Origin of the sequence: Ancylobacter amanitiformis, assembly GCF_030814815.1 — a bacterium.
GTDB classification, from domain to species: domain Bacteria; phylum Pseudomonadota; class Alphaproteobacteria; order Rhizobiales; family Xanthobacteraceae; genus Ancylobacter; species Ancylobacter amanitiformis.
Map to the genome: position 1 here is coordinate 261,348 of NZ_JAUSVR010000002.1, position 15,058 is coordinate 276,405.

At 68.8% G+C, this 15,058-nt stretch carries 13 protein-coding genes and 1 pseudogene; 8 read left to right on the forward strand and 6 right to left on the reverse strand.

All coding sequences use genetic code 11. The annotated features are described in order from the left end of the window. The first annotated feature begins 10 nt into the window (after positions 1 to 10). The 4 genes and pseudogenes from QOZ99_RS04285 (at position 11) to pssA (ending at position 4,119) form a co-directional block, all read left to right on the forward strand. Positions 11 to 364 carry an ArsR/SmtB family transcription factor gene (locus tag QOZ99_RS04285; RefSeq protein ID WP_306888711.1) on the forward strand — a complete coding sequence of 118 codons (354 nt, stop codon included), beginning with the start codon at positions 11 to 13 and terminating at the stop codon, positions 362 to 364. Between the two features lie 77 nt (positions 365 to 441). Next, the gene (locus tag QOZ99_RS04290) at positions 442 to 2,382 is read left to right on the forward strand and encodes an ABCB family ABC transporter ATP-binding protein/permease (RefSeq protein ID WP_306888712.1); all 1,941 of its coding nucleotides are present in this window, start codon (positions 442 to 444) and stop codon (positions 2,380 to 2,382) included. A gap of 109 nt (positions 2,383 to 2,491) precedes the next feature. After that, positions 2,492 to 3,193 (forward strand): annotated as a pseudogene (locus QOZ99_RS04295) (phosphatidylserine decarboxylase); the annotation flags it as partial. 23 nt (positions 3,194 to 3,216) lie between these two features. Next, a complete protein-coding gene (gene pssA, locus QOZ99_RS04300) occupies positions 3,217 to 4,119 on the forward strand; it encodes a CDP-diacylglycerol--serine O-phosphatidyltransferase (RefSeq protein WP_306888713.1) in 903 nt (300 codons plus the stop codon). Positions 4,120 to 4,207: 88 nt separating this feature from the next. Here the strand turns inward: pssA and QOZ99_RS04305 are convergent, their stop codons facing one another. Together QOZ99_RS04305 and QOZ99_RS04310 are read right to left on the reverse strand one after the other, a co-directional pair. Further along, the gene (locus tag QOZ99_RS04305) at positions 4,208 to 4,399 is read right to left on the reverse strand and encodes a transferase (RefSeq protein ID WP_306888978.1); all 192 of its coding nucleotides are present in this window, start codon (positions 4,397 to 4,399) and stop codon (positions 4,208 to 4,210) included. 415 nt (positions 4,400 to 4,814) lie between these two features. Beyond that, positions 4,815 to 5,402: a protease inhibitor Inh/omp19 family protein gene (locus tag QOZ99_RS04310; RefSeq protein ID WP_306888714.1), complete on the reverse strand. Its 588-nt coding sequence runs from the start codon at positions 5,400 to 5,402 to the stop codon at positions 4,815 to 4,817. 365 nt (positions 5,403 to 5,767) lie between these two features. Here QOZ99_RS04310 and QOZ99_RS04315 point away from each other — a divergent pair, with 365 nt between their 5' ends. Beyond that, positions 5,768 to 6,538, forward strand: a complete 771-nt coding sequence (locus QOZ99_RS04315; protein ID WP_306888715.1) for an SDR family NAD(P)-dependent oxidoreductase — start codon at positions 5,768 to 5,770, stop codon at positions 6,536 to 6,538. Here the strand turns inward: QOZ99_RS04315 and chrA are convergent, their stop codons facing one another. Together chrA and QOZ99_RS04325 are read right to left on the reverse strand one after the other, a co-directional pair. After that, positions 6,539 to 7,768 carry a chromate efflux transporter gene (gene chrA / locus QOZ99_RS04320; RefSeq protein ID WP_306888716.1) on the reverse strand — a complete coding sequence of 410 codons (1,230 nt, stop codon included), beginning with the start codon at positions 7,766 to 7,768 and terminating at the stop codon, positions 6,539 to 6,541. Between the two features lie 165 nt (positions 7,769 to 7,933). Beyond that, the gene (locus QOZ99_RS04325; protein WP_306888717.1) at positions 7,934 to 8,803 is read right to left on the reverse strand and encodes a LysR substrate-binding domain-containing protein; all 870 of its coding nucleotides are present in this window, start codon (positions 8,801 to 8,803) and stop codon (positions 7,934 to 7,936) included. Positions 8,804 to 9,005: 202 nt separating this feature from the next. Between QOZ99_RS04325 and QOZ99_RS04330 the strand changes: the two genes are divergently transcribed. Both QOZ99_RS04330 and QOZ99_RS04335 read left to right on the forward strand, forming a co-directional pair. Further along, positions 9,006 to 10,031 carry a DMT family transporter gene (locus tag QOZ99_RS04330; protein ID WP_306888718.1) on the forward strand — a complete coding sequence of 342 codons (1,026 nt, stop codon included), beginning with the start codon at positions 9,006 to 9,008 and terminating at the stop codon, positions 10,029 to 10,031. Between the two features lie 90 nt (positions 10,032 to 10,121). Then, on the forward strand, positions 10,122 to 10,463 hold the full coding sequence (locus QOZ99_RS04335; RefSeq protein WP_306888719.1) for a rhodanese-like domain-containing protein: 342 nt from the start codon (positions 10,122 to 10,124) through the stop codon (positions 10,461 to 10,463). A 29-nt stretch (positions 10,464 to 10,492) separates the two neighbouring features. On the opposite strand, the gene QOZ99_RS04340 is transcribed toward QOZ99_RS04335, so the two are convergent. Together QOZ99_RS04340 and QOZ99_RS04345 are read right to left on the reverse strand one after the other, a co-directional pair. Next, positions 10,493 to 11,869, reverse strand: coding sequence for an aspartate aminotransferase family protein (locus QOZ99_RS04340; protein WP_306888721.1), 1,377 nt, complete (start codon positions 11,867 to 11,869; stop codon positions 10,493 to 10,495). A gap of 191 nt (positions 11,870 to 12,060) precedes the next feature. Continuing rightward, on the reverse strand, positions 12,061 to 13,440 hold the full coding sequence (locus tag QOZ99_RS04345; protein ID WP_306888722.1) for an aspartate aminotransferase family protein: 1,380 nt from the start codon (positions 13,438 to 13,440) through the stop codon (positions 12,061 to 12,063). A 164-nt stretch (positions 13,441 to 13,604) separates the two neighbouring features. On the opposite strand from QOZ99_RS04345, the gene QOZ99_RS04350 reads away from it, so the two are divergent. Beyond that, positions 13,605 to 15,014: a glutamine synthetase family protein gene (locus QOZ99_RS04350; RefSeq protein ID WP_306888723.1), complete on the forward strand. Its 1,410-nt coding sequence runs from the start codon at positions 13,605 to 13,607 to the stop codon at positions 15,012 to 15,014. Positions 15,015 to 15,058: the final 44 nt, after the last annotated feature.

The window sequence follows — 15,058 nt, forward strand, 5'->3', positions numbered from 1 at the left end:
AACGATCGGCATGATGATGGCCGACGACGACCTTCTCGCCCTGCGCCTGCGCGCGCTGGCGCATCCGGCGCGGCTGGCGATCGTGCGGGCGCTGGCGGCGGCGGATCGCTGCCAGTGTGGCGAGATCGTGCGCGGGCTCACCCTCGCGCAGTCCACCGTGTCGCAGCACCTGAAAGTGCTCAAGGAAGCCGGGCTCATCACCGGCACCATCGAGGGGCCGCGCTCCTGCTATTGCCTCGACCGCGAGACGCTCGCCGTGCTGGCGGGGCAGGTCGGCGGGCTGTTCGCGGCGCTGGAAGACGGGCAGCGCAACCCTGCACCGCGTGCCGACGCCTTGGTTTCGAGCCCTTCGACGCCTATCTGAACGAGCCTGTGCGAGAACGACAATAAATCGGGAATTCGGGCCACAAGGTCCGAGCCATAAGTCGAACTGGAAGTCTCATGCCCCCATCGGATGGCGGGACGGCGCCGACGCGCCCGACCAAGGCCTCGGAGATCAACCCGCGCGGCAGCCTGCTGGTCGCCCTGAAGGGGCTGTGGCCCTATCTCTGGCCGGTCGACCGGGCGGATCTGCGCGCGCGCGTCGCCTGGGGCCTGCTGCTGCTGGTGCTCGCCAAGATCGCCACCATGACCACGCCCTTCTTCTTCAAATGGGCGACCGACGCGGTGGCGATGCGCGAGGGCGCTGACATCTCGACCGATGCGATCAGCCTTTTGATCGCGGCGCCGCTGATGCTGACGCTCACCTACGGTTTCTCGCGCGTCGTCACGGCGGGGCTGACGCAATGGCGCGACGGGCTGTTCGCCAAGGTGGCGCTGAACGCGGTGCGGCGCCTGGCGCTGGAGACCTTCCAGCACATGCACGCGCTGTCGCTGCGCTTCCACCTGGAGCGCAAGACCGGCGGCCTGACGCGGGTACTGGAGCGCGCGCGCGAGGGCATCGAGACCATCGTGCGCATGCTGGTGCTGCACCTCGCGCCGACCATCCTCGAATTCGCGATGGTGATCGGCGTGCTGCTCTGGCAGTTCGACTGGCGCTATGTGCTGGCCGCCATCGCCATGATCGTCGCCTACACGATCTTCACCTTCCTGATGACCGAATTCCGCATGGGCATCCGCGCGGCGATGAACGAGAGTGATACGGACGCCAATGCCAAGGCGGTCGACAGTCTGCTCAACTACGAGACGGTGAAGTATTTCGGCGCCGAGAAATGGGAGGCGGATCGCTATGACCGCTCCATGGCCCGGTTCGAACGGGCCTCGATCCGCACCGATACCTCGCTGGCCTGGCTGAACGCCGGGCAGGCGGCGATCTTCACGCTCGGCCTCACCGCGGTGATGGTGCTGTGCGTCTTCGACATCCGCGCCGGACGGCAGTCGGTGGGCTCCTTCGTCATGGTCAATGCCATGATGATCCAGCTCTACCAGCCGCTGAACTTCCTCGGCATGATCTATCGCGAGATCAAGCAGTCGCTCATCGATATCGAGGCGATGTTCGCCATCCTCGCCCGGCCGCCGGAAATCCGCGACGCGCCGGCCGCGCGCGCCCTCGCGATCAAGGGCGGGCATGTGCGGTTCGAGGACGTGCGCTTCTCCTATGATCCCGACCGGGAGATCCTCAAGGGCATCAGCTTCGACGTGCCGGCCGGGCGCACCGTCGCCATTGTCGGCCCGTCGGGGGCGGGCAAGTCGACCCTGTCGCGCCTGCTGTTCCGGTTCTATGACGTGAATGCCGGCCGCATCTCCATCGATGGGCAGGATCTGCGCGAGGTGTCGCAGGAGAGCCTGCGCGCCGCGATCGGCATGGTGCCGCAGGATACGGTGCTGTTCAACGACACGCTGGCCTATAATATCCGCTACGGCCGCCCGCAGGCGAGCGAGGAGGACGTGCAGAGCGCCGCCGAACTCGCCCAGATCGACGGCTTCGTGCGGCGCACGCCGAAGGGCTATGCCACCGAGGTGGGCGAGCGCGGGCTGAAACTCTCCGGCGGCGAGAAGCAGCGCGTCGCCATCGCCCGCACCATCCTCAAGAACCCGCCGATTCTCATCCTCGACGAGGCGACCTCGGCGCTCGACAGCCATACCGAGCGCGAGATTCAGGACGCGCTGGAGCGCGTGTCGCGCGGGCGCACCACGCTGGTCATCGCGCATCGCCTGTCCACCGTGGTCGGCGCCGACGAGATCATCGTGCTGGAGCAGGGACGCATCGCCGAGCGCGGCACCCATGCCGCGCTGATGCTCCGGCATGGCCTGTATCACTCCATGTGGGAGCGCCAGCGCGAGGCCGAGCGGGCCCGCGAGACGCTGAAAGCCGCCGGGGAAGTGGTGGAGCCGACGCTCGGGGCCTCCGCCGAGCCCGCCACCGCCAGCGATGCGGCGTGACCGAAGGGCCGTCATGCGCCCGGTTCCGGCGCATGGCATTTGACGGCGCGGGCGCGCCGCCCTACCTCTCAGGGGCCCGCGAACGGGCGGAAGATCTCAGGAACAGCGCCGAATGTCCGTCATCGACTCGATCCGCAGCGGCCTCGTGCCCGTTCACCGCGAGGGGTACCCGTTCATCCTGATCGGCGCGGCAGCGTCCGTCCTGTTCCTGTGGCTGTTTCCCCCGCTCGGCTGGATCGCCGTGCTGATCACGGTGTGGATCTGCTACTTCTTCCGCGATCCCGAGCGGGTGACGCCGGTGCGCGAGGGGCTGATCGTCTCGCCGGCCGACGGGCGCGTGTGCCTCATAGGCCCGGCCGTGCCGCCGGCCGAACTCGGGCTCGGCGATGTGCCGCTGCCGCGCATCTGCATCTTCATGAACGTGTTCGATGTCCATGTGAACCGGGCGCCGCTGGCCGGCCGCATCACGCGCATCGCCTATCGGCCCGGCAAGTTCCTCTCGGCCGATCTCGACAAGGCCAGCGAGGACAATGAACGCTCCGGCATGGTGCTCGACACCGCCATCGGCGCGGTCGGCGTGGTGCAGATCGCCGGCATGGTGGCCCGGCGCATCGTCAGCTTCGTGCGCGAGGGCGACAGTCTCGCGCCGGGCGAGCGATTCGGCCTGATCCGCTTCGGCTCGCGCGTCGATGTCTATCTGCCGGCCGGCACGCGGGCGCTGGTGGCCGAGGGGCAGCGCGCCATTGCGGGCGAAACCGTCCTCGCCGATCGCGAGGCCTTCGGCCCTGAGCCGACCTTCCGCATCGACTGAACCGAAGCGCTGCGAGGCACGAGATGTCCGACCTGTTCCAATCCTTCGAGCCGGACGAGCCGGGGCCGCGCCGCCGCCGCTTCCAGGCGGTGCCGCTGCGGCTGCTGCTGCCCAACCTCGTCACCCTGCTGGCTCTCTGCGCCGGCCTCACCGGCATCCGCATGGCGATCGAGGGGCGCATGGAACTGGCGCTCGGCGCCATCGTGCTCGCCGCCGTGCTGGATGGCATGGACGGGCGGCTCGCGCGCATGCTGCAGGGCACCTCGCGCTTCGGTGCGGAACTGGACAGCCTGTCGGATTTCGTCTGTTTCGGCGTGGCGCCGGGGCTGGTGCTCTACATGTGGGGGCTGGAATCGCTCGGCTCGATCGGCTGGATCGCCGCGCTGGCCTTCGCCATCTGCGCGGCGCTGCGTCTGGCGCGCTTCAACGTGATGCTGGAAGATCCCAACAAGCCGGCCTTCGCCTCGGATTTCTTCACCGGCGTGCCCGCGCCGGCCGGGGCTATCTGCGTGCTGCTGCCGGTCTATCTCGAACTGATCGGCCTGCCGCGGCTCATCGCCTCGCCGGCGGTGGCGGCGTTCTACTGTTTCGCCATCGCACTGCTGATGGCCTCCAAGCTGCCGGCCTGGTCGGGCAAGCGGTTTGGCTCGCGCATTCCGCGCGATCAGGTCATTCCGCTCTTCGTCTGCGTCGTGCTATTCGTCGCCGTGCTGGTCACGTGGCCGTGGGCGACGCTGTCGGTGCTGTGCATCGCCTATCTCGCCTCGCTGCCCTTCTCGGCGATGCGCTATGCGCGGCTGGCACGCGACCATGATGCGCGCCAGCGGGCAGGCGCCACGGAGCCGGCCCGGTCCGAGGGGCCGCACCGCGATGAGATCAAGCCCGAGCCGCAGGAAGAGCCTCGGCAACCGAACCAGTTGAACTGATCTCGGCTCAACCGGGCCGTGAGGCCTGAAGCCGGAACAGGACCTCATCGGCGGGGCACGAGCGGCCTTTCGCCGGACGCCGAGGCAATCAGCGGGCGCGCCGGGCCATGGCCTCGACGCGCGCGGTCAGCGGCGCGGCAGGAAAAGCCTGACGCAGCAGCCGCAGCGCCTCGGCATCACTGCCGGGACGAGTGAGATCCAGCATCTGGGTCATGAGGTGGGCGATCGAAGGGGCATCGCGCCGGGCAAACATCGGACGCGTCGGGTCCGCCTCGCGCATGGCGGACACGGAAGTAGCCGCTCCAAGCGGCGTGGCTCCCAGGGGCGTGGTCGGTGCGGAGCTGGACTGTCTGGTCATCGTCGCTGCCTGCAGCATCACAACCCCCTCTTATCGTACGAGCGAATCAATCAGCTTTTCCGATGGGCAGAATGAACCGCTCCGCCCTTTAACGCACGAACTATTTGCCTGTTCCCGACAATGTGACGGGCAGCTGTTGCCAAGTTCTCACAGCGCAATCACTTCGCAATCCGATGGAATACGAAGTCGACGGAAATCTATTTCAATTATGAGAAGAATTTTTCACGTCCGCATGACAGATGCGGTCATCACGATGCGTAAGTCACCGTGGATCGGGGGAAATGCTTACGTGAAATGGCGTGCAATCCATCCGGAATGACTGGATCGATCCCGTCGCTCAGGAGCGGGTGAGGCTGATCTTCGAGCCGTCCGCCGTGGTCGCACCGTCATACTGACCGGCGCCGGCGGGCTGCAGCCGGGCCGTGACCTTGCCGAGATGGTTCTGCAGCACGATGTCGTTGCCCCAGACGTCCCAGCCCTTGGTCATGAAGATGTCGTTCGGGCAACCCACATCGGCATTGGCGGCGAAGCCGGACATGCCGCGCGTGGTGGAAAGCGTGACCTTGCAGGTCTTCTGGCCGCTGTCCCAGGCGAAATTCCACACGCCGGCCAGCTGGGTGCGCGCCGCGCCGGGCTCGGCATAGGCGACGCCGCCGGGCGCCGTGGCGGCGGGCGGCGAGAGCGCGACCGGGGTCGCCGCCGCGCGCGGGGTGACGGCGGCCGCCGCGGTTGCCGCGGTGGCGCCATAGGTGCCTTCCAGCGCAGGGACGGGGGCGCTGACGATGGAACCGGAGGGAGCGGGAGTGATCGGGCTGGGATCGGCCGAGGCTGTCGCCTGGGCGCCCCCGAAACCGTCTAGCGTCGTGCTGCAACCGCCAAGGAGAACCGCCATGCTGGCCGTTGCCACGAAGGTCTGGAACCGCATCGACCTGTCACTCCTGCCCGCGCGGCGCGCGAGCCCTTGCCCCTTGGATCGCCGCGCCGGCAGGCCGTGCAGCGGATATATCTGTGTCGTCAAGGATCGTGGCGTGAGCGTGACCCTGCCGTGGCGGCAGCCCGCAGCCATCCACGACTCTTTTTATGCTCAACAAATCCTTAACGGACCGTCACCTCGTCAATAACCTCGGACCAGCCCCGGACGAGGCTCCGCGAGCCTCGCACGAGTGGCCTTACCCGCCCACGGGCGCGCCGGTAATGTCGATCGCGTCGCGCGCATGGACGCCAGCATGACGACAGGCTATGTGCGATGCAACAGGCTGCGCTCGCCAAACACTGGAATAGGAACCGCCCGTGTACCAGATGCTGGATCCCTCGACGTTCATCGTGCTCATCACCGGCGCCACATCCGGTATCGGCGCGGCCACGGCGCGGCGCTATGTCCTTGCCGGCGCGCGGGTCGTGGGAACGGGTCGGCGGACCGAGCGGCTGATCGCGCTGCGCGACGAACTGGGCGCGAATTTCCACCCCCTCGAGGTCGACGTGCGCGACAGGGTCGCGCTGGGCGCGGCTCTGGACAAGCTGCCGGAGAGCTTCCGCAACATCAACGTGGTGTTCGCCAATGCCGGCCTCGCGCTCGGCCTCGAACCGGCGCACGCGGCGAGCCTCGACGACTGGGAGGAGATGGTCGACACCAATATCAAGGGCCTGCTCTACACGGTGCGGGCGACGCTGCCCGGCATGGTCGAGCGGGGCGAGGGGCATGTGGTGTTCACCGGCTCCGTTGCCGGCGACTATCCCTATCCCGGCGGCAACGTCTACGGCGCCACCAAGGCCTTCGTGAAGCAGTTCGCGCTCAACCTCATCGCCGATCTCGCGGGCACGCGGGTGCGCGTCACCAATATCGAGCCCGGCCTCGTCGAGACCGAGTTCTCGCTGGTGCGCTTCCATGGCGATTCGGAAAAGTCGGGCGGCATCTACGCCAATACCCAGCCGCTGACGGCCGAGGATATTGCCGAGCAGGTATTCTTCGTCACATCGGTGCCGCGCCACGTCAATATCAACCGCATCCAGCCTTTCGCGACCTGCCAGTCCTTCTCGCCGTTCAAGATCACGCGCGGCTGATCACAGCAGCAGGCCCCCGGCCAGCGCGGCGCCGGCCACCACGGCCCAGGCCGGCACGCGCCACAGCGCCAGCGCGAGATAGGCGAGGAGCGCGAGCGCGAAGCTGCGCCCCGAACTGATGCTCGATGTCACCACCGGATCCCAGAACGCCGCGCCCAGCAGGCCGACCACGGCGGCGTTGACCCCGGTCATGGCGCTGCGCACCCGGCGGTCGGCCGCCAGCGCTGTCCAGAACCGCAGCGCGCCATAAACCAGCAGCGCCGAGGGCAGGAACGCGGCAACGAGGGCGATGAGCCCGCCCGTCACGCCGTTCGGCGCGCCCGGCATGGCGGCGCCGACAAAGGCGGCGAAGGAGAAGAGCGGCCCCGGCATCGCCTGCGCCGCGCCATAGCCGGCGAGGAAGGTCTGACGCGTCAGGCCGCCGGGATGCACCAGCTCCGCCTCGATCAGCGGCAGCACGACATGGCCGCCACCGAACACCAGCGCGCCGGCGCGATAGAGCGTGTCGACGAGACTTATGCCGCCATTGCCCGTCGCCTTCGCCAGCAGCGGCAGCAGCACCAGCAGCCCCGCGAAGACCAGCAGTGCGATGATCGAGGCGTTCCGGCCGGGCAGGTGGCCGGCCGGCGCGTGAGCCGGCAGGCGGCCGGGCGTCGCGTCGGGTGTGAGAAAGGCGAGCCCCGCCAGCGCGCCGGCCGCGATCACGCCGATCTGCCCCACCGCGCCGGGCACGCTCGCAGCAGCCGCGGCGGCGATGAGCGCGATGGTGCGCCGCGCGCGGTCCGGGCACAGGTTGCGCGCCATGCCGAGCACGGCGTCGGCGACGATCGCGACGGCCGCGATCTTGAGCCCGGCAAGCCAGCCCGCGGCCATGCCGGCCGTTGTGGTGATGCCATACGCGACGGCGAGCATGAGCAGCGCGGAAGGCAGGGTGAAGCCGATCCAGGCCGCCGCCATGCCGGCAAGCCCGGCACGCATCAGGCCAATCGCCATGCCGACCTGGCTGGAAGCCGGACCCGGCAGAAACTGGCACAGCGCCACCAGCGTGGCGTAGGCGTCCTCGGTCAGCCATTGCCGCCGCTTGACGAGGTCGTCGCGGAAATAGCCGAGATGCGCCACGGGTCCGCCGAAGGAGGTCAGCCCCAGGCGGAGGAAGGCCAGAAACACCTCGCCGGCCGTGCCCACCGGACGCGCGAGCTCCGCCGCCGGGGGCGGCGTTGCGGCCGCCATGTCATCGCTTCGCGCATTGCTCATGAGACGCACGGTTAACGCGGAAGAACCTCCCGTGCATGTGAATTTTGCACGACAGGTGGACGGGGATCCTTTCCGCCGGACGGGCGCCGCCGGACCTGTTCCGGGCCCGTTTCGCGATAAACCCGCTACGCCGCTACGCCGCTACGCCGCGACGACGACCGTCGGCACGGAAAGCGCGGCGCGCAGTGTTTCGGCCAGGCGCCGCGCGGCCGGTGAGGCGGCGGGGGCGATCAGCAGGCCGACCTCGGTGTCGGGCAGCGGCGGCAGGTCTTCCGCCGGGCCCAGCCGCCGCCATTCCGGCGGGGCGGCGCATTCGGGCAGCGCGGTGATGCACAGCCCGGTCTCCACCGCCGCATAGATGCCGCTATGCGAGGACGACGTGCAGGCGACACGCCAGCTGCGACCGGCCTTGTCGAGCGCCGCGGCGATATGCGGGCGCGCCCGGCAGCCGGTGGGGAAGAGGGCGAGCGGCAGCGTCTCGCCGCGTTCCGGGCGATGCCCGCGCGCGCCGAGCCAGAGCAGCTTCTCCTTCTTGAGCAGTTCCCCGGTCGGGCGGGTGAGATCGCGCGTCACCAGCGCGACGTCGATCTGCCCGCGCTCGACCTCCGGCTCCAGATTCTTGGACAGGTCGCAGCGGATGGAAATCTCCACGCGCGGATAGGCCGCCGCCAGACGCGCAATGGTGGGGGTGAAATAGGCGTCGACATAGTCGTCCGGCATGCCGAGCCGCACGCTGCCTTCCGGCGTGCCGCCCTTCAGATCCGCCAGCGCCTCACTCTCGAAGGCGAGCAGGCGGCGGGCATGGGCGACCAGCCGCTCGCCGGTTTCTGTGAGCGCGATGCCGCGCCTTGAGCGCTCCAGCAGCCGCACGCCGAGACTCACTTCGAGCTGGGCGATCCGCGCCGACACCGCCGACTGCGTGCGCCCGACCCGCTCCGCCGCGGCGGTGAAGCCGCCGGTGTCGACAATGGCGATCAGCATGCCGAGGGATTCTGTGTCGAGATGGCGCATCGGGTGGGTCCGGTCTATGTCGGCACCGCCGCCGACATTCGTTCATATCACTTTTGCGAATGAAACGACAAAATAAACTCGCTTTGGCGATATCTCGGCCGGGTGTACATCCTCTCGCGTCGCGCGGTGCCGGGGCCGCAATGGCGGATTCCCTGTCTCCCGTGTTCCCGCGTTCTCGCGCTGTTCCATCGCTCAGGTCATCATGTCTCCGCCCCCCGCCGCCGCCCTCTCTCCGGTCGCGACCGACAGTCTTCATCTCCTCGCGCCGCTCTCGGGGGAGGCTCATGAGGCGCTCCTGCGTCGCAACGCCTTTCTTGCGGCGATCGCGGGGGCGATATGCATCGGCTTCTCCGCGATCTTCGTGCGGCTGGCCGATACCGGCCCGGCGGCGATCGGCTTCTGGCGCCTGCTGTTCGCGCTCGGTCCCACCGCCGTGTGGGCCTATGCCGAATACCGGGTCGGGCAGGCGCGGCGGCGTCGGGCGGGGGCGGCGGGCCCGCTGCGCCTGTTCACCGTCCGGCAGTTCTTCCTCGCGGCCTTCGCGGGGCTGTTCTTCGGCGCCGACCTGATCGCCTTCCATTTCGGCCTGGTGCGCACGACCACCGCCAATGCCCTGCTGCTGGGCAATCTTGCCGTTGTCTTCGTACTGATCTTTGGCTGGCTGTGCCTGGGCGAACGGCCGACGCGCGGCCTGATGGCGGCGCTGGTGCTGGCGCTTGTCGGCACGGCGCTGATCATCTCGCGTAGCGCCGGGGCGCATGGCGCGGATGCCACCAGCCTGATCGGCGATGCGTTCTGCGTCGTCGCGGCGGTCTCTTACGGTGGCTACATGATCGTCACCCGAACTCTGCGCCGCAATGACGGGGCCGGGGGTGTCGGCCTTGGCGGAGGTATGGCTTCCTTCATTTCCTCGGCGACCGGCGCCATTGCCTGCCTGGTCTGGGCCGTGGCGACGGATGAGGTGATCGTGCCGCAGAGCCTGAAGGGGCTGCTGGCGGTGGTTGGGCTCGGGCTCGTGGCGCATGCGGCGGGGCAGGGGCTGACCACGGTCGCGCTCGGCCGGCTGCCGGCAGGGCTGGTATCGACCGTGCTGCTGCTGCAGATCGTGGTCGGAACCTCGCTGGCGGCGCTGCTATTCGGCGAGATACCCTCGCTCATGGTGATGATCGGCGGCATGATGGTGGTCGCGGGCGTCGTCGTCGCCCGCCCGCCGCGCGCACCGGCCTGACGTGCGCCGCGCATGCACTGGGGGGACGGATGCCCCTTGCGGTCGGCCGGGCGCGGGTCTACCTCCTCGAAGACAGTCAGGAGCGACGCGATGCAGCAGCCCAATCCCTTCGGGGGCATGATCGAGCATTTGTCGGTCGACGAGGTGAAGGCCGGTCTTGAAGCCGGCACCATCCTGCTCGTCGATGTCCGTGAGCCGAACGAACTCGCCGCCGAGCGCATTCCCGGCGCGGTGGACTTTCCGCTGTCCACTTTCGAGGCCAGCCAGCTTCCCGATCCCGGCGAGAAGACGCTCGTCTTCTCCTGCCGCTCGGGCCAGCGCTCGCAGCGGGCGGCGGCGGCGGCGCAGGCGGCCGGCGTCGATCTCCATCGCCACATGGCCGGCGGCATCCTCGCCTGGAAGGAAGCGGGCTTCGAGACGCTGAAGGGCTGAAGCGCCGCGCGTCAGCGCCGCGCGCCGCTTCAGGCCGTCAGTCTTTGCACGACGTCGCGTGTCGCCGCGATGAGGCGGTCGACCTGCGCATCCGTCGTCGCGGGTGAGGCCAGCATCATGTCGTGGAACGGCGCGATCAGCACGCCGCGCACCAGCAGCGCCAGGTGAATGGCGGTCTCCAGCGCCGGAAAATGCGCGGTCTTGGCCTGTCCGCCGTCCCACAGCGGCAGGCGCGCGCGCACCACTTCCACCCGCGCGCCGCAGCGGGCGACATGCCAGGGCAGGCGAGCCTCGGCGATCACCCCCGTCAGCTCGCGCTCCATGCGGTCGGCGAGCCGGTTCATATGTGCATAGGCGTTCTCGGTGGCCACCTGCTCAAGCGTCGCCCGTAGCGCGGCCAGTTGCAGCGGGCTGCCCGACAGCGTGGTGCCCATGCCGGAGCGCCCCTCGGGCTGGCTGTCGCGGGCGCGGGTGAGCCGGTCCGCCACATCCTCGGTCATGCCCCAGACGGAGGCGGGAATGCCGCCGGCAATGGCCTTGCCGACGACGAACATGTCCGGCGACAGGCCGAACTTGCGGCTATAGCCGCCCGGCCCGCTGGAGAGCGTGTGCGTCTCGTCGATCAGCAGCAGCGTGCCGTGGCGACGGGTAATCTCGCGCAGACCCTCGTGAAAGCCGGGCTGCGGCAGCACCATGGCGGAATTGGTCAGCACCGGCTCGGTGATGACACAGGCGACCGTATGGTCGGCCAGCGCCTCCTCCACGGCATCGAGGTCGTTGAACGGCACCACGCGGGTGAGCAGGGTGAGGTCGCGCGGCTCACCCAGCAGGCCCGGGCGGTTGGCCGGCCGGCCATTGGCGGTGAGTCCCACGAAAGTGTCGTCCACCGCGCCATGATAGGCGCCGTCGAAGATGAGGATGCGCGGGCGCCCGGTCGCGGCGCGGGCGGCGCGCAGCGCGAAGCGGTTGGCATCGGTCGCCGTGGTCGCAATCTGCCAGTAGGGCAGGCCGAAGCGGGCTGCGAGCAGGTCGCCGACAGTGCCGGCATCCGGGCTGGGCAGCATGGTGGCAAGTCCGTGCTTCGCCTGCCGGATCAGCGCTTCCGCCACCGGCGCCGGGCCATGGCCGAACAGCGAAGCCGTGTCGCCGAGGCAGAAATCATCATAGCCATGGCCGTCGACATCGGTCAGTCGCGCGCCCGTTGCGTCGGCGACCACGAGCGGCACCGGGGTCGACCAGTCGACCATCCAGTGCATCGGCACGCCCTGGAACAGATGCGCCGCCGCGCCGGCGGCCGCGCGGGTTTTCGGCCGGGTGCCGAGATAGAGCGCCTCGGCTTCCGCGCGCAGCGCCGAGACCCGGGCCGGCGCCACGCCGGAAGCCTCGGAGGAGACGTTGATGTTCATGTCGGACGCTGGCGCACGCCGGTACGCTCCCCTTTGCAGGCGCCGCGCGAGGGCTCCGGCGGCGCCATTCCCTCAAGTGTAGCGCGATGCGTGCGTCACGTCGCCCGGTAGAGGCCGGTCGCCGCGAGCGATGTCGGCGGCCCGGGCGGCGGGGTGGGGCTAGCCCTGCCGCCGCCCGAGGATGACGGGCCTCAGTTCACCCACCCCAGGCGCTTCGCCTCGGCATGGGTCGCGTCCAGCGTCTTGCGGGCGCGGGCAACGAGTTCGTCGATCTCGCCATGCGAGATGACCAGCGGCGGAGCGATGATCAGCCGGTCGCGCACCGCGCGCATGACCAGGTTGTTCTGGAACGAGAAGTCCCGCGCCATCGTGCCCACCTTGCCGACATCGGCGAATTTGGTGCGGCCGATCTTGTCCGGCGTGAGTTCCAGCGCGCCGACCAGTCCCATCATCGGCGCCTCGCCGACGAGGGGGTGCTCGGCCAGGGTCGACCACTGCGCCTTGAGATAGGGCCCGACATCATTGGCGACGCGCTCGACCAGTTTTTCGCGCAGCATGATGTCGAGATTGGCGAGGGCGGCGGCGCAGGCGGCAGGATGGCCGGAATAGGTGTAGCCATGGTTGAAGTCGCCGCCCTGCAGCAGCACGTCCACCACGCGGTCGGCCACCATCACGCCGCCGAGCGGCATGTAGCCGGACGTGATGCCCTTGGCCATGACGAGAATGTCCGGCTCGGTGCCGAAGGTCTCGCAGCCGAACCATGAACCGGTGCGGCCGAAGCCGCAGATCACCTCGTCCGAGATGAACAGGATGTCGCGCTCACGGCAGATGCGGGCGATTTCCGGCCAATAGCTGGCGGGCGGCACGATGACGCCGCCGGCGCCCTGGATCGGCTCGGCGATGAAGGCGGCGATGCGATCCTCGCCCAGCGCGTCGATCGTGCTCTCCAGCGCGCGGGCGGTGCGCAGGCCGAACTCGTCCGGTGTCTCGCCCTGCCGCGCTTCGCCCCAGAAATAGGGCTGGGCGATGTGCACCACATCCGCGATCACCGCGCTCTGGTCGTGCATCGGCGACATGCCGCCCAGGCTCCCCGCCGCGACGGTCGAGCCGTGATAGGCGTTGCGGCGGGAGATGATGATCTTCTTCTTCGGCTGTTCCTTGATGTCGAAATAGCGCCGGACCAGCTTGATGACGGTGTCGTTGGATTCGGAGCCCGAGCCGGTGAAGAACACGCGATTGAACTGCGGAGGGGTCAGTTCGGCGAGCCTGGCGGCAAGCTCGATGGCCGGCTTGTGCGTGGTCTTGAAGAAGGTGTTGTAATAGGGCAGCTCGCGCATCTGCGTGGCGACCGCCTCGACGATTTCCTCGCGCCCGTAGCCGACATTCACGCACCACAGGCCCGACATGCCGTCGAGGATACGGTTGCCGTCGGAATCGGTAAGCCACACGCCATCGGCCTTGACGATGATGCGCGACCCCTCCTCGTTCAGCGCCTTGGTGTCGCTGAAGGGGTGGAGATGGTGCGCGGCGTCGAGCGCGCGAAGTTCGGCAGTGGTCTTGGGAAGGGTCATGGCGCACCTGGGTCTCGATTGCTGGGCCTCAGAATGTGATCACATTTTTCGTGCGTCAAGCGCTTCGGCATGGCACAACTTGGCTCATGGGATGGCTGCGGGGGCATTGACCGGCCCCGCGCGGCCGTGACCAGATCAATGTGACGCATTCAACCAGGTGGATCATGCCATTGCCCGACGCCGCGGGTTCCGCCGCGGCCCCTGCCCGCGATGCCGACCGCAAGGTCGATGAGTTCGGCGCCTATGTCGCCGAGCACGGCATTCCCGAAATCGTCGAGGTTCTCCTGCCCGACACGCATGGCGTGCTGCGCGGCAAATGGATTCCCGGCGGGGCCGGCGGCAAGATCTGGAAGGATGGCGTGGCCATTCCGCTGTCCATTTTCGGCCTCGACATCTGGGGGCGCGAGGTGGAGGAGACCGGCATTCACATCGAGACCGGCGACCGCGACGGCATGTGCCGTCCCGTGGCCGGCACGCTCAAGCCCGTGCCGTGGTCGCCGCGCCCGGCCGCGCAGGTGATGATCTCGATGTTCGAGCCGAACGGGCAGGGCGGCGAGCGGCCGTGGGACCTCGACCCGCGCCACAAGCTGGAAGCGCAGGTCGCGCGCCTCGCCGCGCTGGGGCTCTACCCCTGCGTGGCCTTCGAGCTGGAATTCTACCTGATGAAGCCCGCTCCCGGCCGTGACGGCGCGCCGGAGCCGGTCTTTGCCGCCGCCACCTCGGGGCCGGCGCGGCAGAACATGTATGCCATGTCCGACCTCGACGCCTATGCGACGCTGCTGCACGACGTGCGCGAGGCGGCGCGCATCCAGGGGCTGCCGGCCGACACGGTGATTTCCGAAGCCGCGCCCGGCCAGTACGAGGTCAATCTCTATCACCGCCGCGACGCCATGGCCGCGGCGGATGACGCGATCCTGCTGCGCCGGCTGATCGACGGCGTGGCCCGCAAGCACGGACTGCGCGCCAGCTTCATGCCCAAGCCCTTCCTCGAATTCGCCGGCTCGGGCATGCATGTGCATGTCAGCCTCACCGACGCGGCGGGCAACAATGCCTTCGGTGCCGGCGCGGCGGGCGAGACGCTGCTGCGCCAGGCGGCGGCCGGCATGCTGGCCACCATGGCCGACACCGCCGTGCTCTATGTGCCGAGCTATAACGGCTTCCGCCGGCTGGTGCCGGGCAGCTATGCGCCGACCAGCATTTCCTGGGGATACGACAACCGGGCGGTGGCGGTGCGCGTGCCCAACGGCCCGCCCAAGGCGCGCCGCCTGGAGCACCGCATCGCCGGTGCCGACGCACACCCCCATCTCGTGCTGGCGGCGATTCTCGCCGGCATGTTGGAGGGTATCGAGCGGGAGCTGGAGCCGCCCGCGACCCTGACCGGCAATGCCTATGAAGCGGGCGCGCCGCTGCTGACCTACGACATGGGCGAGGCGATCCGCAATTTCGCGCAGTCGGAATTTGTCGGCCGCGCCTTCGGCCCGGAATATCGCCGGGTGTTCGCCATCATGAAGGAAGCCGAACTCATGGCGTTCGAGCGCCGAATCAATCTGCTGGAGTACGAGACCTATTTGTAAGCGTGACTACGGCTTGAGCACGACCGGCTGACGCTCTAGCTTGA